Consider the following 20,399-nt stretch of genomic DNA (forward strand, 5'->3'; position numbering starts at 1 on the left):
TTGATCGCGCCGTTGGACTTGTGCACGGTGACCACGCCCCACGCCGGCACGGTGACCTTCTGCCACGCGCCGCCCTGGCCGTTGATCGTCACCGCGGCCTCGATCGGCTCGCCGGTCGGGTTGTACACGTGAGCCGCCACGTCGCCCTCGGGAGAGAGGAACGCGACCGAGCCCAGTCCGCCGGACCAGCCGTCGGGCGTGTGGTTCGTGGAGCGCACCACCACGGAGCCGGGCTTGACGTCCTGGCCGAACGCACGGAGCATGAAGTACTCGAGGTTGCGAATCACCTCGCCGGTCTCATGCTGGATCGTCACCACACCGCGGCGGCCGGTGGCGCCCACCTGGTTCGGCAGGCCGCGCTCGTCGAGCGCGAGGTTCAACAGCGCGATGAAGCTCTCGCCGTTGCGCACGAGCCAGTTGCCGATGATGCCGAGCATGATGTGCGCGGCGTCCTCGGGCGTCTCGTCGATCATGCAGCGGCGCTCGGTCATGCCGAACATCCAGTGCGGGAACGAGCGGGAGGCGTTGAAGAAGTTGGAGTACGGACCCTCGTAGGTGTGCACGGTGAAGCCGTCGACGCTGGCCGCCTGCTGCGGGGTGACGATCTCGTTGACCGGCCACAGGATGTTGTGCGTAGAGTCGTCGTTGATGAAGATGCGCATCTCCGGGAACTTGGCGTTCATGGCCGGACGCAGGAACTTGTGCGCGAACTCGGCCTGCTGCTTGAGCGTCCACATCATGGCGGGCCACTTCGGCGCGTTGCTCGGCTCGTTCTGCACGGTCACGCCCCAGATCGGGATGCCGATCTTGGCCATCTCCTCCACGTACTTGACGAAGTAGCGGGCGTAGCAGCCCTCGAAGCTGTCAAGCATCGGGTCGAAGCCGTTGCCGGTCCACTCGTCGAAGCGCAGGTGGCCGCCCTGACACAGGTGTCCGGTGTTCTTCATCCATGCGGGGGCGCTCCACGGGGAGGCGATGATCTTCACGGCCGGGTTGATCTTGAGGATCTCGAGCACCACGGGGATGATGTACTTGAAGTCCTTGGTGGCGTCGGGAGCGCCGGGCTCTCCAGTGCCGAGCGAGAACTTGGTGAGCGCGTTGTCGTGCTCGCCGAAGGGCAGGTCGTCGTACGTGTAGTACGGCTGGGCGCTGGGCTCGCAGGAGCCGAGCGGGATGCGGATCACGGAGAAGCCGCCCTTGGCCGGGTTGAAGCAGTCGTCGAGGAACGCGTGACGCTGCTCGGCGTCCATGGAACCCCAGATCAGGGATGCGGCGGCGTCGGTGATGGCCGCGCCCGCGCCGATCCACGGCTGCTTGCGGTCGGCCGGATCGATCACGATCGGAGTGGCGTCGCCGGGTTCGGCAACATACTCGGGAGCGCTGATCGTTTCGCGACGCTGCTTGAGGTCACCGGAGGTGGCCGTCCAGAATTCATTGGCGTATCGGGCCTGTGCTGCGGTGAGTACGGAATCGTCTGCCATGACTGTCCTTTGTCTTGTTTCGCGGTCGCCTCGTTGCCGACCACGCTCTTCCATTGCTGACCCTTTCATTGTAGCGCACTTTTGGTCAGCTATAATCACTTTCAATCATTTTCCACGGTTTGTTTTGCCTTTGATCATTACGACACACGCCAAAATCCATAAAATGAAAAAAATAAGACATCTGATGAGTCCTAAAAATCGCATAATTTCAAAGAAAATAGGCAATATCGATTGTTGTTTTCATCGACACTGGTATGATTGTTTGTGATCAAAACGGTATACTTATATACAGTTCGATGAACAAACCACGACAACAGTAGTGCAAGGAACTATCATGCCCACCCCCCACGCCTCCTCGGACGGCAACGCAGCCGCACCGCAGCGCAGCTATCTGCCCGCAGAACGACAGGATATGATCCTGAGTCTGCTCACCCGTGAAAACGTGGTGACCGTCCCCGCGCTGGCGAAGTATCTCAATACCACCGAAATCACCGTACGACGCGACCTGTCCGTGCTCGCCGAGGCCGGACTGCTGCGCAGGGTGCGCGGCGGCGCCATGTCGGTGGGCAGCAACGGCACGGACGGCTCCCCCACGACTCCGGCCACCACGACGAAGGCCTCGGACGCGACGGCTTCGAACACCGCCTCCACGCCCGCCGCGCCGACCGGCGAACCGCTGCTCAACACCGACGCCATCGATCAGCTCGACCGCACCATCCTGCCACTGAACGACGAGGACCTGCGCGACATGCGCATCGGCGTGCCGCAGCCGGTCATCCCCCAGCGCGACAACCGAGACAAGGGCGTGATCGGGCTCATGTTCCCCGAACCCAGCTTCTTCTGGCCCACCGTGATCGCCGAGATCCACACCGAGGCCGCCAAACTCGGCTACCGGGTGGAGATCCGCGAATCCTCCTACGAGCGCATCCGCGAGAACGAGATCCTCGACACCTTCGGATCCGTGCCGAACCTGCGCGGCATCATCGCCTGCCCCAGCTCCGAGGAGGACGTCTCACAGGCGTCGTGGAACTGGATCGACCACTCCCCCGTGCCCGTGGTCGTGGCCGAACGCGACCAGCCGTACTCGTCCAACGTGTTCCACGACTCCGTGCGCACCAACCACCCGTACGGCGTACGCAAGGCCATCAACCACTTCCGCGAGCGCGGACACCGTCACGTGGCGGCCGCGTTCACGCTCACGCCGACTTCGGAGATCATCGAGGAGGCGTGGCATCAGCTCGTCGACAAGACGAATCTGCTGGAGTGCCCGTTCGTGTTCGACGGCATCCAGCCCTACGACACGCATGGCGTGGAGGAGATCGTGGAGCGCACGATCGATTCCGACGTGACCGGTCTGCTCGTGCACTCCGATTATCTGGCCATCGCGCTCGCCCAGTCACTCGAACGGCATGGCAAGCGTGTGCCCGCGGATATTTCGATCATCTCGGTAGATGGCTATGCCACGCCGAGCTCGCGCCCGCTGACCGTGCTGCGTTCGCCGCAGCACGAGTTCGCCGCCGAGTGCCTGAACACGCTGCTGTGGCGTCTCGAACATCCCGACTGGCCGGCGCGCCATATTCTGATCGACCCGCGGCTGATCGACCGCGGCTCCGTCGCCACGATCGGAGACTAGGTTCGTCCCTCGGGGTCCGATTCCCCGAGGGACGGTTCGGGTCCGGTTTTACCCAGAATCAGTCCGTAGGGTCGGTTCGTGGGCATAACCGACCCATTATCTCTGGGTATAACCGGACGTTAAACAACAAACTGGGTATATCCGTATCATGAAGGACCGGCTTTCGGCCTCTCTATGATGCGGATATACCCAGTTTCTGTTTTTGATGACGGTGATGGGCTGGTTGGTTGAGCACCTCATCCGTCCGGCTTCGCCGGCCACCTTCCCCTCAAGGGGAAGGCTGCAGATGACCATTCAGGCTCATACGGATAGGCCGGCTTCCCCTTGAGGGGAAGCTGTCAGTCGACAGACTGACTGATGAGGTGATTGACCAACCAGCCCCGATCCCCTTCGGATCAGGCGTTGCGACGGCGGATGACCAGGGTCACGCCGGCGAGCGCGATCACCGCGACGGCGAGCGCGATGCCCGCGACGGCGGTGCCGGTGCGGCTGAGCTTGCCGGTCTTGGCCGAAGACGAAGCCTTGCCGTTGGCAGTGGCCGGGGTCTTGGAACCGGTGGCGCCGTTGGAGGCGGCACCGTTCTGACCGTTCTGACCGTTGGTAGCACCGTTACCGTTGGTGGTGCCGTTCTGACCGGACTGACCATTCTGGTTCTGACCATTCTGGCCGTTGTTCTGACCGTTGTTATCACCAGCCTGACCACCGTTGTTTCCGGAGTTGCCGTTGTCACCGGCGGTCACGACGGACGGCTCGGTCTGACCGGGCTCCACCTTGACGACCTTGCCGCTCTTGTCGAGCGTCACCTTGGCGCTGTACGCCTTGGCGAGGTTGATGCGGGCCCAGCCGTTGCTGCTGGCATCGAGCGGGTATCCGGAGTCGCCTTCGGTGGCGGCGAGCACGGCCTTCTTCTGGTCGGCGGTGAGGTTCTTGAACGCTGCCACATTGTCGAGCATGCTCACGGCGGCGTCGGGCACCACGGCGGCCTGGTCGGCCTTGCCGGTCTGGGCGAAGCCGTAGGTCATGCGGGCGGTGTAGGCGTCGATGGCGCTCTTGCGGTCGGTCACGGCGGTCTTCACCACGTCGTCGGTGAAGTCGTTGACGTAGCCCTTGTCGTTGTTGGCACCGGTGTTGGCGATGCAGGCGTCGAGAGTGTCACCGTGGCCGTCGGCCTTGCACTGGGCGGTGAGGTAGTTCACGAGCTCGGTGCGTGCGGCGGCTGCGTCGGCCTTGGTCTTGTCGTTGCTGCTCACAGCGGTGGCCACGCCGTACTGGCCGGCGATGTGGCCGCCCATGATGTCGAGCGGGTAGTGCACGCCGAGCACGATGCGGTTGTTGCCGGCCTCGGACACACGGGTCATGATCTCCGGGCCGAGCTCAGGCAGGATGTAGGACAGGCCGGCGCCCTGCGTGAACGCGAACGTGGTGTGGCCGGACGGGAACGAACCGGAGTTCGCCAGACCCTCGTACTCGTTGTCGGGAGCCTCGCCGTCACCCCAGTCGAAGTTCTCGTAGCCCGGGACCTTCTTGATGCGGTTCTGCAGGGTGTCGTCGATGTTCAGGGTCTTGCCCTGGAAGTTCACGCGGTCGATGTACGGGCGCGGGTGCTGGTAGTAGGCCTTGGCCGTGCCGGTGCTCGCCGACTTGTTCATTTCGGCGAGGAACGCCTTGGTCTGCGGCAGCTTGCCGTTGTCCATGGCGGTCTTGTAGTACTGGCCGAGCACCGGTCCGAGCGCGTCGTACAGGGTGTTCGTGGAGTTCATCTGGGCGTCGGACAGGGCGCGCTGGTCCTGCGCGGTCTTGCCGTCGGCACCGTACGCCTTGTTGTTGATGGAGGCGGTCAGGTCGTCGTCGTGCTTGGTCGTGGCCTTGGCGACTTCGGTGTTCTTCACACCGTTGGCGTTGTAGAAGTCGAAGTACGTGTTGTAGTCCGTCAGCAGGTTGGTGATGGCGTCGGCCTTGGGCTGGGTCGGGACCGTGGGGACCTCGACCTCGTCGCGGTGGTGGCCGAAGGAGATGTCGGTGATCTTGCGGGTGGCGGGATCGGTCTTGTCGAAGGTCACGCGGGCGGTGTAGATCTTCGCGAGGTTGATGCGGCCCCAGCCGTCGCTGCTCGCGTCGAGCGGATAGCCGGACTGGATCTCGCTGGCGGCGATCACCTGACGCAGTTCGTCGGTGCTGAGCTTGAGCTTGCCGTTGGCCGGATCATCGGTGTTGAAGTAGTCGACGTTGGCGAGCAGATTCTCGGCGCCTTCAGGCACGACCGGACGCTTGGTGGTGTCGCCGGTCTGCTTGAATCCGTAGGTCATGCGGGCGGTGTACGCGTCGAGTGCGGAGGCCTCGTCGGTGACGGGCTTGGTGACCACGTCATCGGTGAAGGAGTTGGTGTAGCCACCGTACGGCTGCTTGCTGGACTGGCCGTTGGCGTTGGTCGTGTTGATGCAGTCGTGCAGGTCGGCGTCCTTGGTCACCTTGTTGGCCTGGCAGTCGGCGCCGAGCACGGACTGCAGTTCGGCGCGGGCCTCCTGGGCCTGCTTGGCGGTGGCGGGATCGCTCAGCGCGGTGGCGACGCCGTAGGTGCCGGCGATGTGGCCGCCCATGATGTCGAGCGGGTAGTGCACGCCGAGCACGATGCGGTTGTTGCCGGCCTCGGACACACGGGTCATGATCTGCGGGCCGAGCTCAGGCAGAATGGCGGACAGGCCCACGCCCTGCGTGAAGGCGAACGTGGTGTGGCCGGACGGGAAGGATCCGGATTCGGCCAGTCCCTCGTACTCGTTGTCGGGAGCCTCGCCATCACCCCAGTCGAAGTTCTCGTAGCCGGGAACCTTCTTGATGTCGAGCGTGCTCTTGAGGCCCTTGAGGTCGATCTGCTCGCCCTTGTAGTTGGCGCGGTCCACGTACGGACGCGGGTGCGCGTAGGTGCCCTTGGCGTCGCCGGTGCTCGCAGACTTGTTCATGGCCTTGAGGTAGGCGGCGGTCTTGGGCAGCTTGCCGGCTTCCATGTCGGCCTTGAAGTAGCCGCCGATGGTCGGGCCGAGCGCATCGTACAGGGTGTTGGTGGAGTTCATCTGGGCATCGGACAGCGCGCGCTGGTCCTGTGCGGTCTTGCCGTCGTTGCCGTACGCGGCGTTGTTGATGCTTTCGGTCAGCTCGTCGTCGTGCTGCAGGGTGGCGACGCCGCCGTCGGTCACGCCCGTGTTCGGCGTCCAGTAGGTGGTGAAGTCAGTGAGCAGGGAGGTGATTCCCTTGCCGGAGTCGGCGGCCGGGCTCTTGGCCACGTCGTACTGGATGAAGCTCTGCTGATTGCCGGTGGTCGTATCGGTGGTGGCGGCCGACGCCGTGGATGCGGCGAGCGGCGTCAGCATGGCCACGGCGACGAACCCGGCGAGGGCCCCCTTCATCGCCTTGGCTGTGATTGCTGCATGTGTCATGATCTTCCAATCCTCACAGTGAATATGGAAAATGCCGATGCGCTCCTCTTGGCGTCATCGGCATACTGCGATTCCAGTGTGGGCCAGCCGTACGCGCCCCACACCGGCGGATAGGAAGAAATCAGTACTGCGCAACCCTCCGTTCACCATGATTCACCGTTCGTTCATCATTCGGATTTCAGTCGGATCGGATCTGGGTAAAACCGGATCATCGAATCAGATGTGTGGGTCAAACCGGACCATTAATTCTGGGTGTAAGCGGACACATAACGACAAACTGGGTATATCCGCATCAGTTACACCCCATTTTCAGGGTCCAAATGATGCGGATATACCCAGTTTCGATTGTGGGGAGGCCCCATACGGATAAGCCGGCTTCCCCTTGAGGGGAAGCTGTCAGCCGACAGGCTGACTGATGAGGTGCCGGGCTGGTTGGTCGATCACCTCATCCGTCGGCTTCGCCGCCACCTTCCCCTCAAGGGGAAGGATGAGAGGATGAAGGCCCCAAACGTCGCCAGTCCATTCGGCCCTCTCCCAAGGGAAGGAAAGAATGAGGTGATCGACCAACCCGAACCCGCACCGCGTCGATCTACAGACGGCCGAGGATGTTGAGGACGAGCTTGGCGGCGGTGTCGGCGTACTCACTGATGTCGAAGTCCTTGAACGTCTCGTATTCGGTGTCGGCGTTGTCGCTCAGCGCGCGGATCACCAGCGCGGGCACCTCGTTGCGCGCGGCCACATGCGCCACTGCGGCGCCCTCCATCTCCACGGCGTCGGCACCGGTCTCGGCCTTCACCTTGGCGGTGTTCTCGTCGCCTTCCACGAAGTAGTTGCCGGTGGCGATCACGCCGGTGATGTGCGTGATGCCCATGTCGGTCAACGCCGCGTCGGCCACGGCGAGCAGATGCGGATCGGAGTGGAATTCGTCGGTCTTCGGCGCGGACTGGGCGATCAGGCGCATGTCGGTGTCGAGATAGCGCAGCGTGCCGCCGAGCACCACGTCGTTGATGTGCAGATCCTTGTTGAGGTTGCCGGCGATGCCGGAGAAGATCACGGCCTCGGGAGCATACGCGTCGATCAGATGCTGCGTGGTGGCGGCCGCGTTGACCGTGCCCATGCCGGCGACGGTGGCGACCACGTGCAGCGTCTCGCCCGTCTCGCCGACGAACGTGCCCTCGGTGACGTTCAGACCGGCCTCGGCATGCGTGGCGGCGTCGGTCAGCGAGCGCGCGATGAGCGCCACCTCCTCGTCCATGGCTCCGATGATCGCGATCGTCCTGCTCATAGCATCTCCTTTATGCATATATATTCCGCTCGGTTGTTCACGCAACAGCTTAGCCGCCCGCAGGCGACTCACCTCCAGCGGCGCTCGCTCACGGCGGCGGCGAGTTCGCGCAGCAGCTTCTCGGTTTCGGGCCAGGAGATGCACTTGTCGGTGATGGACTTGCCGTATACGAGCTGCGGCAGCGGCGCGGCCGGCTGGTTGCCTCCCTCGATGAAGCTTTCCATCATGATGCCGGTGATGCCGGGCTCCCCCGCGGCCACGCGCGCGGCGATGTTGCGCACCACCTCGGCCTGACGGTGCTCGTCCTTGCCGGAGTTGCCGTGCGAGGCGTCGATCACGAGCCCGTGTGCGGCGGCCGAATCGGCGGGCATCTCGTCGCGGATCGCATCCATGGCGATGCGCACGGATTCGGCGTCGTAGTTCGGACCGTGGCTCGAACCGCGCAGCACCACATGGCAGTCGGGGTTGCCGAGCGTTTCAACGGCAGCCGCACGACCCATGTGGTCGATGCCGAAGAACGTGTGTTCCTGCGCGGCCGCGTAGCAGCCGTTGATGGCCGCCTTGACCGATCCGTCGGTCGCGTTCTTGAATCCGACGGGCATGGACAGGCCGCTGGCGAGCTGACGGTGGATCTGGCTTTCGGTGTTGCGCGCGCCGATCGCACCCCATGTCACGGCGTCGGAGATGAACTGCGGCGACGTGGGTTCGAGGAATTCGGTGGCGGCGGGCAGGCCGGCGTCCAGCACGTCGAGCAGGATCTGGCGGGCGAGCAGCAGACCCTTGCGGATGTTGTGACTGCCGTCCACATCGGGATCGTTGATCAGACCCTTCCAGCCGACGGTGGTGCGCGGCTTCTCGAAGTACACGCGCATCACGATCATGAGTTCGCCGTCGAGTTCCTTGTTGAGCGCGGACAGCCGGCGCGCGTAGTCGAGCGCGGCCTTGGGATCGTGCACCGAACAGGGGCCGACGATCACGAGCAGACGATCGTCCTGACCGTACAGACAGCCGCGCACCTCGTCGCGCGACGTGGCGACCAGTTCGCGGGCCGCGCCTTCCAGCGGCTGGTTGGACAGCACTTCGGCCGGCGTGGGCAGCGGATCGAGTTCCATGATGCGCCGGTTGACGATGCGGCTGATGCCCACCTGATCCTCCCAGCGCGGAATGCCCTGCACGTTGAGCGGGTTCTTGCCCTCGCCCAGTGCACGGCGGATGGCGCGCAGCTCCTCGCCGCGGTCGGCGGACTCCCCGGCATTCGCCCCGTTCACCCCGTTCGCGGCATCGTCGACGTTCTCGGTATTCATGTTCTCGCTCATCGAGCCCCTCCCCCTGCATGCCTGCATGGTCACAAAACTTCCCTCATTGTACGGACTGTTCGGACCCGCATGAAAAAGCAGCACCCATAGCAGGCCCGCTCTCCGATGGGCGGCGAATGGATGACGGCCGCAGGTCAGGGATGGACCCGAACCCTCCCTCAGTCATGCTGCGCATGCAGCTCCCTCCCCTGGAGGGAGCACGATGCGGAGAGTGTGCTCCCTCCGTGGGAGGGAGCTGGCCGACCGCAGGCCGGACTGAGGGAGGGCCCAGCCACAAAGCCCAAGCCCAAGCCTCCATGACCGTTCAGGGCTGCAAGACCCTGCTCCGCAGTCCCCTGCAGCCCCAGCCGCTACGCCTGAATGACGTGGCGTCCAGCGGTCAGGCCGTGGATGCGACGGGCGCCCTCCGGGTACGAGCCCTGCGGAATCGTGGACGGGATACCGTACCGTGCGTCGGCGACCACGGTCTCCACTCCGTCGAGCACGATCGGCGCACCGGACTTGGTCGGCGGCACGATCACGTCGGCGGTCGTTCCGATCGGCACGACCAGCGTGATCTCGATGCCGTCCACCGACTGATCCTCAGCCGTGGGCACGGTATCGCCCAGCACCTTGTATCCGGCCTCGATCACGCCCGACTCGATCGGCACCTTGGCGCTCGCCTCACTGATGGAACCGGGCTGCGGCGCCATCACGAACTCGCTGAATCCGGGCTCCAGCGGGTGCACGCCAACCATGTAGCGCGGCAGCAGGAACGCCGGCGACGCGGCCCACGGATGCGAATACGTGGTGTTGCTCTTGAGCCCGCGGCTCCACGCCTCCATGGTGGCGCCCGCACCCTCGTCGATCATGTGCTTCCACGTGCGCTCGCCTTCGGCCGCGGCGATCAGCTCGTTCGCATACACGCCCTGACCGCCCTTGTACAGGCCCTCGAGCAGCACGGCCGCCACGTACACGCTGCACGCCATGCCCTTGGAACGGATGAACGCGCCCACACGCGGCAGACGGTCGGCCGGCACGTGCGCGAACGCCAGCGCGAACGCGGAGGCATGCTCAGAGCAGTGCGCGATCTGCTTGCCATCCACACCGGTGTCAAGACCGTCGGCGTAGGCGCCCACCTCGTCGTTCCACAGATACGTGTTGATGGCCTTGCGCATACGGGACGCGATACGCATGTACTTGCGACCCTCGTCGATCTTGCCGAGCTTCATGGCGAGCACGCCCGCGCAGCCATAGCTCTGCGCGGCGAGCGCGTTGATCACCGTGTTCACACGGCCGAAGACGAATCCGTCACGCTCCGCCGGCGGCCAATCCACCAGATCGCCGTCCGTGGTGCTGCTCTCACCGGGGTCCTTCACGATCAGACCGGTCGCGTCGTCAAGATACTTGTCGGGCAGCATCGTGACGATCCGATCCCACTGCTCGGCGGCCTGATCCAGCGAGCCGGTCTGCACCCACGCGTCGTACACGGCGAGCACCAGATACAGCGGCCATTCGGTGGGCCACGTACGGTTGGCGAGCAGATAGTCGATGGAGTATTCGCCCAGCTTGGAGTCGGCGTCCAACGACATGTGCGCGCGCTGCTGCAGCCACGCGTCGGCCTCGTACGGAATGCGTTCGCGCGTCCACGAATCCACATACATGTTCACGTTGAGCGATTCGACGGTGTTGCGGCACAGCTGCCACACCTGATTAAGCGTGTCATTGTTCGACGTGAAGCCGTCGGACGGTCCGTGGAACGGGTAGAGCAGAGCCTGCGCCTCGAGCGCGGTGTCGCTGTCGAGCAGTTCGCGCAGCAGCGCGGCGTTCTCGTCGTTGCTCTCCGTGGGCAGGATCTCCACGTAACGGAACACGCGCAGTCCCCACGTGCGTGCGGTGACCGGCACGTTGAGCTTGTTCGGCTCGTAATGCCATACGTCCTGATATTCGTTGTACGCGTCGAGACGGTACTGCACGGTGCCCTGATCGTTCATGCGCTCGCCGAAACGGATCACCAGATCGGTGGGGCGGCTCACTCGTGCGGCCAGACGGATGCCGCCGGCCACCGCACGACCGAAGTCGACGATCAGACGGCCGTCGTCGGTGATCCACTTCTTCACGGCCTTGCGCTCGCGCAGGGTGGGCTTGTCGAACGGCGTGGCCTTGAGTTCGTCGAAGGCCGGCTTGACCTTGGAAACGGCCCAGTCGATATCGTCATAACCGACTTCGGACATGCCGCGCGGGTAGGCGGCGGCCTGAATGTTCTCGGCGGGCAGCTCGTACACGTGCGTGCCCACGGTGGCGCCGTCGAGCCACACGTTGTTGCCCACGCGGGACAGCCAGTCCTCGCCGGTGCCGAAATGGGCGGTCGTGCCGTCCTCGTACATGACGTCAAGCTGCGCCATGAAACGCTGATCCTCGAGGGCGTAGGCGATCACGCCGACGAAGTTGTCGCGGCCGGACACCAGATACTTGGTCACGTCGTAGCCGTCGTAGCGGGTTTCACCGTCGATCGGGAAGGTGGGGCCGAAGCCGACAAAGTGGCCGTTGAGCCACATGCGGTAGACGAACTGGCGGGTGCGGGCTCCGCTGGAGGCGGTGGCGTTGAGCGTGGCCCAGCGGATCGGCTTCTTCGGCAGCGTGATGCGGCCGCGGAACAGCGCCCAACCGCGCGAATTGTGGTCGCTGGTCATGGGTTCGGGACGCTTGGCGAACTGATCGTCGGTGCTGATCTCACGGTTCTCGCCGGCGATCGACTCAGGCAGTTCCACGGTGCGATAGGGGTTGGCGGTGAGCGGATCGGCCCAGATCGGTTCGGCGGCGGACCAGCGCTCGCCGGCGCCAGTACCGAACGTGGTGGGCTCGCTCCACGCGGTGGGCTTGCTGGAATCCTCGGTGCCGCGCCACACGCGCACGGACGCCCAGTAGCGGCGGCTGGCCGACATGTCGAGATCGGCGAGCGGCACGCCGTTGAATCCGTTGCCGTCCACACGACCGGAGTCCCACACGTCGCCATGACCGGATTCGGCCTTGTCGTACGTGGACGACACGATCACCTGATAGGCCACGACGGTGTTGATCGCGGTCGCCTCATCCCCGGCGGCCACCACGCCCACGTCCACCATCGGCACCGTCCAACGCAGTACGGGTACGCTGCCCGGTTCCAGATCGACCGGCTGATTACGGTCGTTGATCTTCAGCTCGGTGGGAGCCTTGCTCTCCACAACCACGACGACTGTCTCGTTGCTCATATTTCTCTCTGCCTCTTCGCATGGAAATGATTATTGATTATTGCCGTATTTATTGTCTCGCATGACGCGCCCGACGGCAGTATGACAATGCCGTATGTTGCCGAAAATTGGCACGGAATTCAGACGGTTCGCCGCGGACTGACCCACGTTCTGGGTCAAACCGGACGCCAGTTCTGGGTATAACCGCACCATTACAGACAAATCTGGGTATAACCGCATCATGAAGAGGCCGATATGCCGTCCTTCATGATTCGGTTATACCCAGATCCCCAATCAGGTCCCCGCTACTCGGCGACGGTGACGTCGATGCCGTTGGCGCGGCGGGTGCGCACGGCCTCGGCCAGCGTGCGCAGCAGTTCGGCGGTACGATCCCACGGCACGCAGCGGTCGGTCACGGACTTGCCGTACACGAGCTGATCGAGCGGGGCGGGCTTCTGCGCGCCGGCCTCGATGAAGCTCTCCATCATGATGCCGGTGATGCCGCGCTCGCCAGCGGCGATGCGTTCGGCGAGGTTCTCGACCACCTGGGCCTCCACCACCTCGTCCTTGCCGCAGTTGCCGTGCGCGGCGTCCACGATCAGACCGACCTTGCTCGGGCCGGGCGCGTTCGCCTTGCGCAGCGCCTCAAGTGCGGCGGCCACCGATTCGGCGTCGTAGTTCGGACCGTGGCTCGAACCGCGCAGAATCAGATGGCAGTCGGGATTGCCCTTCGTTTCGGCGGCGATCACATGACCGTCGAGATTGATCGACAGGAAGTGGTGCTCGAAGCTCGACGCATAGCAGGAGTCGGCGGCCGCCTTGATCGAGCCGTCGGTGGAGTTCTTGAAGCCCACCGGCATCGACAGGCCGCTGGCCAGTTCGCGATGCACCTGGCTTTCGGTGTTACGAGCGCCGATCGCACCCCAGCTGATCGCGTCGGACAGGTACTGCGGGGTGATCGGATCAAGCCATTCGGTGGCCGCCGGCACACCCTGGTCGAGCACGTCCGACAGCACCTTGCGTGCCAGGAACATGCCCTTGCGAATGTTGAACGTGCCGTCCAGATCGGGGTCGTTGATCAGGCCCTTCCAACCGATCGTGGTACGCGGCTTCTCGAAGTACACACGCATCACGATCACCAGGTCGTCGCCGAGTTCCTTCTTGATCGCCGCCAGGCGCTGCGCGTAGTCGTGCGCGGCCTTCGGATCATGGATCGAGCAGGGGCCCACCACCACAAGCAGACGATCATCACGGCCGTGCAGCACGTCACGAATCTCCTGACGGGAGTGCGCCACCAGATCCAGCTGCTCGTTGGACAGCGGAATGTCACGGATAAAGGAGCGAGGTGCCGGAATAGGGTCAAGCTGATAGATGTTCACATCCATCGTTTCGGGAAAAACCGCGCGCTCCGAGAGATTGCGCCGTTCGTCTTCGCTGCTGTCGGGTCCGCGAAGAGCTGCCATATTTCTCACCTCTTTCACTGCTATGTGTTGGATAGCATTTGTTCTGCCGCGGGGAATCGCCCGCGATCACCGCCCCGTCATGGGCACGGACTCCCCCACTATAGACGACCATTGCGGGAACCGCCGTTTTGTCTCATTTTGTCTCATATTCCCCTCTATTCCCACCGTTCGGTTTTCCTTAGTGTGATCACACTAAGGATGAATGATCGAAACGCGGCCGCGTCCCACAATGTGGGATGAACGAACGGTAACGTGTGCGTAACGTGGACGAGTTTGATGAAAAAGTCCGACTCCGGCCATTCGCGCCGCGGATTCCCGTACCCTGTATAGAGGAAATGACGCGCCGACCTACTACTATGTCTTGAGGTCGAAAGGAGATCGCCAACATGGCCACGGTATTGGAAGAAACCCCCATTCGCAAGCTCGCCGTCGTGACTGGACGCGCATACCCGGAACTCTCCGAGGCAGTGGCGAAATGTCTGGGACTTGACATTCTTCCGACGACCGCCTACGACTTCGCCAACGGCGAGATGTACGTGCGCTTCACCCAGCCCGTGCGCGGCGCCGACGTGTTCGTGATTCAGAGCCACACCGATCCGATCAACAAGTGGATCATGGAACAGCTCATCATGATCGACGCCCTCAAGCGCGCGTCCGCCCGTTCCATCACCGCCGTCGTGCCGTTCCTCGGCTACTCCCGTCAGGACAAGAAGCACCAGGGCCGCGAACCCATCACCGCACGACTGGTGTTCGACCTGTTCAAGACCGCCGGCGCGGACCGCATCATGACCGTGGACCTGCACGCCTCGCAGGAGCAGGGCTTCTTCGACGGCGTGGTCGACCACCTCACCGCCATGCCGATCCTCATCGACTACGTGCGCAACCACTGCGAGCTCGACAACGTGACCATCGTCTCCCCCGACGCCGGCCGCATCAAGGTCTCCGAGCGTTGGGCCGCCAAGCTTGACAACCGCCCGCTCGCGTTCATCCACAAGTCCCGCGACATCACCCGCCCGAACCACGCCGAAGCGCATGGCATCATCGGCGAGGTCGAAGGCCGCGACTGCATCGTCGTCGACGACATGATCGACACCGCCGGCACGATCTGCGAAGCCGTGAAGGTGCTGCGCGGCGCCGGCGCCAAGAGCGTGACGCTCGTGGCCACGCACGGCCTGCTGTCCGGACCGGCCGTGGAACGCCTGAAGAGCTGCGGCGCCCGTGAGATCATTCTCACCGACACCGTGCCGGTGCCCGCCGAAAAGCGCTTTGACGGCGTGACCGTGCTGTCCATCGCCCCGCTGCTGGCCGCCGGCATCCGCTCCGTGTTTGAAAGCGACTCCGTGACCCACCTGCTCGAGGGTCTGCCCAGCGACATGCGCGCCCGCAACATCTACGCGTGATTTCGGCGCGGACTGAGGGAAGCTCACCGAAATACGAAAATGAGGTCTCGATCCGTGTGGAACGGATCGAGACCTCATTGTGTATGTGCCAGATGCAATGACATCGACCACAGACCTATGTCATTGCGCGAATTTGAGCGCATCCCTCCCTCAGACCAGCCTTCGGCTGACCAGCTCCCTCCCGAGGAGGGAGCACTCGCTCTATACCGGTGTGCTCCCTCCTCGGGAGGGAGCTGTCACGCGAAGCGTGACTGAGGGAGGGAATGCGCTCAATTGCATCAACAGTCCACTGGACTGTTTCGCTTCACGGTTTCCTCGCGCTGGCCTGCCACCTTCGGCGTCAGGCCAGCGCGCCCATCGGGTCCCAGGCGGGGAGCATTAGGGCGGGCTTGGTTAGGGCTTCCTGGTATTCCTTGGGGAGCATGGACTTGGGAACGGCCACCTCGTACACGTACTCGCTAAACCAGTCGTCGCTCATCGTGAAGTAGCCCTTGTCGGCGATCTTGTCGCCCCACGAGTTCTCCACACGCCAACGACGCGTAGTCGTACCGTCGTCTGCCACATCGACGCCCACGAACGCCATCGCGTGGTTCATGGCGGAGTCGGCGAAGCGCACACGCTCCTCCTTGTCCATCGCGTAATCCACGTCATACACGCGGCCGTACTCGAACAGGTCGGTGGCCCACGCGCCGTTCTCACGATCCATCATCGGGTGGCAGTCGGCGCCGAACCACACGGGAATGCCCTGCTCGGACATGATCCTGCGCGCGCAGTCCTTCATGAACTCGACCGGCACGTTGAGGTATTCGGTGGGAGCGCCACCGACCACGTTACCCAGATGCTCGATGGCGATCTTCTCGCCCTTCGGATGCTCGGCGCGCGGATCATCCACCAGGCACACGTAGTCCTCGAGTCCGGCATCCACGTACTTGTGCCAGAACTCGACGGGCGTGATCTCGCCGACACGGTGGAATTCGCCATCGTCGTCCGTCCACTCCCAGTCGAAGCTGGTGGGCGGGGTGCCGAGGTGGATCGTGAGGATGCGATGCGCGGCGGCCAGCGTGTCGTCGATCACCGACTGCGCGTCCTCCCCCGCGTACAGCTTGCACACGGCACCGCGCAGCAACGCGCGCAGGTTCGTGTTCATCTGGCCGGTGTTCTGACTGGAGGCAGTCTCCGGGAACAGATCCTTGGGCACGGCACCATGCTTGACATACACGTTGAGCGCCATGGTCCACTGACCACCGTCACCCATCACGTCGTGCAGCAGGTGCTGCACCAGACGGGAGTCGGACGGCTCGCCGGCGGCCACCAGCGCGGCCACATCCTGCATGAAGTAGTTCACGCGCTCAAGCTTGTCGAAGTACATGGCGTAGCTCTGCGAGAACTCGAAATCCTTGATGCCGAGGTTCTTCTTGGCCACGAAGCGCGCCACATTGAGTGAGCTGAACAGCCAGCAACGGCCGGAGCGCGCCTGCGAGGTGACCTTGCCGTTATCCACGGTGACAGAGAATCGACGCTGCAGCAGACGGGCGCGGTCGAAGTTGCGGGCCACCTTGTCGATGCCGGCATCGGTGACCGCGTTCATGGCGATGCGGTTGGCCTCGCGCGAGTCGAAGCCCTCGCGCAGTTCGGCCAGACGGGCGTCGGACAGCGGAGTGAAATCGGTGGTGGTCATCAGCGGTTCTCCTTGGTTCCGGCCTCGGCGCCTTCGGCGACCTGCTCAGGCTCGGCCACGGCGTTGGCCACCGGCACGTCCGGAGCCTCGCCCTGGGACTTGGACAGCGTGGCCTCATCCTCGGCGGCTTCATCATCGGACTTGGCGGCGGCTGCCACCTCGGATGCGGCGCCCTCGACGGCTTCCTTCTCGGCGCTGGCGGCACCGAACACACCGGCCGCGGCACCGGCCACGCCACCGAATCCGAACGCATTGGCGAAGATCGAACGCAGCTCGTCCACGCGCGCGGTGATGGACGCCTCACGGTTCTGCAGCGCGGTGATGTGCTCCTGCAGTCCGTTGATCTCCTTCTCGGCGGCCTGACGACGCTGCTCCACCTGGGCTTCGGCCTTGCGGGTGGCCTCGTCGATCATCTCCTTGCTCTGCTTCTCGGCCTCGGCATGCTTGGAGGCGGAGTAGTCGTCGGCCTGGGAACGGGCCTTCTTGGCCTGCGCCAGCAGCTCCTCGGACTCGCGGCGAGCCTGCTCGCTACGCTCCTTGACGTTGGCGAGCACCTCCTTCACCTTCTCGGTGGCCTCGTCCTGCTGGGCGGCGATATCCTTGCGGATCTGCTCCACCTCGGCGCCCACCTTGGCGAGCTTGTCGGCACGCTCCACATCGGCGGCGTCGGTGAGACGACGGGCCTCGGCCTTGGCCTTCTCCAGAATCTCGCCGGACTGACGCTTGGCATCGGACAGCATCTTGCCGGCCTGGTCGCGCATCTCGTTGAGTCGGACGTTGGCCTGATCCAGCGCCTTCTGGATGCGGTCGTCGGATTCGGCCTTCTTCTTGGCGATCTCCTCGTCGGCGGTCTTGCGCTGCTCGGCGATCTCACGGGTCAGTTCGGTGCGCTGCTCGGCAAGCTTGCGTTCATGCTCGGCCTTCTCGGCGGCCAGCTGCTTCTCCTGATCGGAGCGGGCGGTGGCGAGCTCAAGCTGCAGGGTCTCATGCTGTTCGGCGGCGCGCTTTTCGGCCACGGACTTGAGCTGCTGCGCGGTCTGCTTGGCGGAGGCGAGGATCGTATCGGCTTCGGTACGAGCCTTGGACAGCAGGGAATCGGCCTCGGTCTTGGCGTCATCCTGCACCTGCGAGGCGTCGATCGAAGCGTTGTTGAGCATCGTGTCGGCCTTCTCCTGGGCCGTCTTGCGAATGCGGGCCGCATCCTGCTTGGCGCGGTCCAGCAGTTCGCGGCTGGTCTGCTCGGCGGAGGCGAGCAGCTGCTGGGCGGAGGCGCCCAGCGAAGCGAAGGAGTTCTTCTGGGGAGCGGCCTTGCGGGACTTCTCCTCGCGCAGCTCGGCCTCCAGCTGCAAAATACGCTGATCGTACGCCTTGATCTGCTCACGCATGCGCTCGGTGTTCTCGCGCATGCCGGCCATCGCCTGGTCGACCCTCTCCTTGTCATATCCACGCAGAACGACGGGGAATTCCTCTGCCATAACAGCTCCTGCCTTGCCACTACCTTCGATCGATTGCACGGGAGCATGAATTCACCCCCGACTGCTTGGAACTTTAGCGCACACATCGTTCTGCCGCGCCGCAACGACTCATACTCGGCACAGATGTCACACACACTTATCACAGGGTGTTCGATGGGCGTCGTCGCCCCTCCGATAACGCCGCTGCCGACACCGCTGACGGCATGTGCGAATCAGGCCCGAAACGGGGTGCGAATCAGGCCTGAATCTTGCTTTGGCTCATCGATCGGACCGACACGATCGAGCGATCATGCCATCGATCACGGAACCGTTCGCCGTAATCGTTCGACGGAATCGTTCGATCGTGCGAAGTCCGTGTCAGATCTCGTCGGAAACGGGACGGATCGCATAGTCCACGGTAGCGCGAATCACGTCCTGCGCGGCGGCGACCATCTGATCCAACGACAGACCGGACCCGTACTTGCCGCCTTCGTTCACCTTCGGGAAGCTCAGGAAGCCGGACAGCGCCGTGGACTGCGTGGAGTTCCAGTCCAGCAGACGGTAGAACAGCGAATTGCACACGAACGTGCCGGCGTCGGAACTCAACGTGGCGGGAATGTTCTGATCGGAGAAGTCGTGCAGGATCGTACGCAGCGGCAGACGCGTCCAATAGGCGGCCGGACCGTCCGGATCGATCGACGCACGACGCGGCTGGATATTGTCCGCATCGGGGCGCGTGGCGTCGATCAGATTCGTGGCGCAGCGCTCGAGGGCCACGGAATGCGCGTGCGTCTTGAGTCCGGTGGCGAGCACCATGTCCGGATGCACGCGTTCGATCGTCTCGTGCAACGTGGGCCACGCGTTCTGGAAGCTCAGCGGGATCAGTACGGACGTGACATTGATGCGCACGTCGCCGGCACTGTCCTCCGACGGTTCCACGCCGCGCGATTCCAGTGCAGCGCACACTTCGGCCGAAGGATTGATGCTGGTGTCTTCGTAATGGTCGAATCCGGAAATGACGACGTTGAATTCTTGCATGATTCCTAGTGTAACGATCGTTGCATCCGTGCGGTCAGCGACGCATCTGATCGAGCGCGCCGGACAGCATGGCGTGCATGCGGGCGCGCGCCTCCTCCTTCGACATGCCCTGGGTCAGGTTCGATGCGATGTTCTCCGCCACGGGAATGTCGGCGAGCGTGGTGATCTTGAGGTTCGTGTCGGCGCCGGCCACGATGGCCACCGGCGTGCCGGGCAGGTAGTCGACCACCACACGCGTGTCGTCGGTGGGGTGGAAATCGGGATCACCCACCGCCTTGGCGTACGCCTCGCGGATCGTGGAGAAACGGAACGCCTGCGGGGTCTGCGCACGGAACGTATCAGGACGTTCGGGCACCGACGAAATGATCTTGCGATCGCCAAGATCCCGCGTCAGCAGCACGGTGTCGGTGGACGGCACGGCCACGGTGGCGGCACGGAACTGGTTGAGCGTCTCGACACAGCCGCGGATGGCGGACTGTTCGACGAACGGACGGACGGCGTCGTGGATCAGCACCTTCGCATCGTCGGGAATGCCGGCGTCGGCCAGCGTCTGCAACGCGATCTGTGTGCTATCGGAACGTTCGGCACCGCCTTCGATCACCATGCGCACCTTGCTCATGCCGTTGGCGACGATCAGGTTCTCCACCTGCTCATGCACGCGCGGGTTGACCACGACGACGATGTCGGAGACGAGCGGATTGTGCTCGAACGCCTCGATGGACCAGAGCACGATCTCCTTGCCGCCCACCGACACCAGCTGCTTGGGGTTGTCGGGATCGAAGCGGGTGCCGAATCCGGCGGCCAGCACCACGGCCACCACGGGCACGTCGGTCGGCAGCGGCTGTTCGGACTGCTGGGCGGTCACATCGTTCTGGAAATCATCGCTCTTCTCACACATGGGCACCACCGTAGCCGCTTCGGGGGGATGCCACGCCCACCCGCCGACAACTGCCCGAATTTTTCACTTGCGGTGTTCGGATGTGTGCGGAGGTATGGGACTGGGGTTAGGGC

General features: G+C 63.8%; 12 protein-coding genes. 2 read left to right on the plus strand and 10 right to left on the minus strand.

Annotated elements, in window-relative coordinates; translation table 11 throughout:
• A partial coding sequence (locus D2E23_RS11130; RefSeq protein WP_126030968.1) for a glycoside hydrolase family 30 protein occupies positions 1 to 1,481 on the minus strand: 1,481 nt, incomplete at its 3' end.
• 334 nt (positions 1,482 to 1,815) lie between these two features.
• On the opposite strand from D2E23_RS11130, the gene D2E23_RS11135 reads away from it, so the two are divergent.
• On the plus strand, positions 1,816 to 3,114 hold the full coding sequence (locus D2E23_RS11135) for a substrate-binding domain-containing protein (RefSeq protein WP_126030969.1): 1,299 nt from the start codon (positions 1,816 to 1,818) through the stop codon (positions 3,112 to 3,114).
• 395 nt (positions 3,115 to 3,509) lie between these two features.
• Here the strand turns inward: D2E23_RS11135 and D2E23_RS11140 are convergent, their stop codons facing one another.
• The 5 genes from D2E23_RS11140 to D2E23_RS11160 all read right to left on the minus strand — a co-directional run bounded on the left by D2E23_RS11140 (position 3,510) and on the right by D2E23_RS11160 (position 13,818).
• Positions 3,510 to 6,545 (minus strand): phosphatase PAP2 family protein, encoded by a 3,036-nt coding sequence (locus tag D2E23_RS11140; RefSeq protein WP_206432042.1) that lies wholly within the window; start codon positions 6,543 to 6,545, stop codon positions 3,510 to 3,512.
• Positions 6,546 to 7,134: 589 nt separating this feature from the next.
• Complete coding sequence (gene mtnN, locus D2E23_RS11145; protein WP_126030970.1) at positions 7,135 to 7,830, minus strand: 5'-methylthioadenosine/S-adenosylhomocysteine nucleosidase; 696 nt, start codon at positions 7,828 to 7,830, stop codon at positions 7,135 to 7,137.
• A gap of 68 nt (positions 7,831 to 7,898) precedes the next feature.
• Complete coding sequence (locus D2E23_RS11150) at positions 7,899 to 9,146, minus strand: 3-deoxy-7-phosphoheptulonate synthase (protein ID WP_164520801.1); 1,248 nt, start codon at positions 9,144 to 9,146, stop codon at positions 7,899 to 7,901.
• 350 nt (positions 9,147 to 9,496) lie between these two features.
• Positions 9,497 to 12,376 carry a family 78 glycoside hydrolase catalytic domain gene (locus D2E23_RS11155; RefSeq protein ID WP_126030971.1) on the minus strand — a complete coding sequence of 960 codons (2,880 nt, stop codon included), beginning with the start codon at positions 12,374 to 12,376 and terminating at the stop codon, positions 9,497 to 9,499.
• 284 nt (positions 12,377 to 12,660) lie between these two features.
• Entirely contained in the window at positions 12,661 to 13,818 is a 1,158-nt protein-coding gene (locus tag D2E23_RS11160; RefSeq protein WP_126030972.1) for a 3-deoxy-7-phosphoheptulonate synthase, read from the minus strand.
• A 386-nt stretch (positions 13,819 to 14,204) separates the two neighbouring features.
• Between D2E23_RS11160 and D2E23_RS11165 the strand changes: the two genes are divergently transcribed.
• Positions 14,205 to 15,218: a ribose-phosphate diphosphokinase gene (locus D2E23_RS11165; RefSeq protein ID WP_126030973.1), complete on the plus strand. Its 1,014-nt coding sequence runs from the start codon at positions 14,205 to 14,207 to the stop codon at positions 15,216 to 15,218.
• A gap of 340 nt (positions 15,219 to 15,558) precedes the next feature.
• Here the strand turns inward: D2E23_RS11165 and D2E23_RS11170 are convergent, their stop codons facing one another.
• The 4 genes from D2E23_RS11170 to D2E23_RS11185 all read right to left on the minus strand — a co-directional run bounded on the left by D2E23_RS11170 (position 15,559) and on the right by D2E23_RS11185 (position 20,286).
• Positions 15,559 to 16,896, minus strand: a complete 1,338-nt coding sequence (locus tag D2E23_RS11170; protein ID WP_126030974.1) for a C1 family peptidase — start codon at positions 16,894 to 16,896, stop codon at positions 15,559 to 15,561.
• Positions 16,896 to 18,371: a cell division protein gene (locus tag D2E23_RS11175; RefSeq protein WP_241227296.1), complete on the minus strand. Its 1,476-nt coding sequence runs from the start codon at positions 18,369 to 18,371 to the stop codon at positions 16,896 to 16,898. Before D2E23_RS11175 ends, D2E23_RS11170 begins: the two co-directional genes overlap by 1 nt.
• A gap of 357 nt (positions 18,372 to 18,728) precedes the next feature.
• Complete coding sequence (locus D2E23_RS11180) at positions 18,729 to 19,388, minus strand: pyroglutamyl-peptidase I (protein WP_126030975.1); 660 nt, start codon at positions 19,386 to 19,388, stop codon at positions 18,729 to 18,731.
• Between the two features lie 34 nt (positions 19,389 to 19,422).
• Positions 19,423 to 20,286, minus strand: a complete 864-nt coding sequence (locus tag D2E23_RS11185; protein WP_126030976.1) for an IspD/TarI family cytidylyltransferase — start codon at positions 20,284 to 20,286, stop codon at positions 19,423 to 19,425.
• Positions 20,287 to 20,399: the final 113 nt, after the last annotated feature.

It is taken from the genome of Bifidobacterium callimiconis (assembly GCF_003952005.1).
GTDB lineage: Bacteria > Actinomycetota > Actinomycetes > Actinomycetales > Bifidobacteriaceae > Galliscardovia > Galliscardovia callimiconis.

What these genes read in the sequence shown, in the direction of transcription:
- D2E23_RS11185 (WP_126030976.1), bottom strand. Translation starts at nt 20,286, where the DNA reads ATGTGTGAGAAGAGCGATGATTTCCAGAACGATGTGACCGCCCAGCAG.
- D2E23_RS11175 (WP_241227296.1), bottom strand. Translation starts at nt 18,371, where the DNA reads ATGGCAGAGGAATTCCCCGTCGTTCTGCGTGGATATGACAAGGAGAGG.
- D2E23_RS11165 (WP_126030973.1), top strand. Translation starts at nt 14,205, where the DNA reads ATGGCCACGGTATTGGAAGAAACCCCCATTCGCAAGCTCGCCGTCGTG.
- D2E23_RS11155 (WP_126030971.1), bottom strand. Translation starts at nt 12,376, where the DNA reads ATGAGCAACGAGACAGTCGTCGTGGTTGTGGAGAGCAAGGCTCCCACC.
- D2E23_RS11160 (WP_126030972.1), bottom strand. Translation starts at nt 13,818, where the DNA reads ATGGCAGCTCTTCGCGGACCCGACAGCAGCGAAGACGAACGGCGCAAT.
- D2E23_RS11135 (WP_126030969.1), top strand. Translation starts at nt 1,816, where the DNA reads ATGCCCACCCCCCACGCCTCCTCGGACGGCAACGCAGCCGCACCGCAG.
- D2E23_RS11170 (WP_126030974.1), bottom strand. Translation starts at nt 16,896, where the DNA reads ATGACCACCACCGATTTCACTCCGCTGTCCGACGCCCGTCTGGCCGAA.
- D2E23_RS11140 (WP_206432042.1), bottom strand. Translation starts at nt 6,545, where the DNA reads ATGACACATGCAGCAATCACAGCCAAGGCGATGAAGGGGGCCCTCGCC.
- D2E23_RS11180 (WP_126030975.1), bottom strand. Translation starts at nt 19,388, where the DNA reads ATGCAAGAATTCAACGTCGTCATTTCCGGATTCGACCATTACGAAGAC.
- mtnN (WP_126030970.1), bottom strand. Translation starts at nt 7,830, where the DNA reads ATGAGCAGGACGATCGCGATCATCGGAGCCATGGACGAGGAGGTGGCG.
- D2E23_RS11150 (WP_164520801.1), bottom strand. Translation starts at nt 9,146, where the DNA reads ATGAGCGAGAACATGAATACCGAGAACGTCGACGATGCCGCGAACGGG.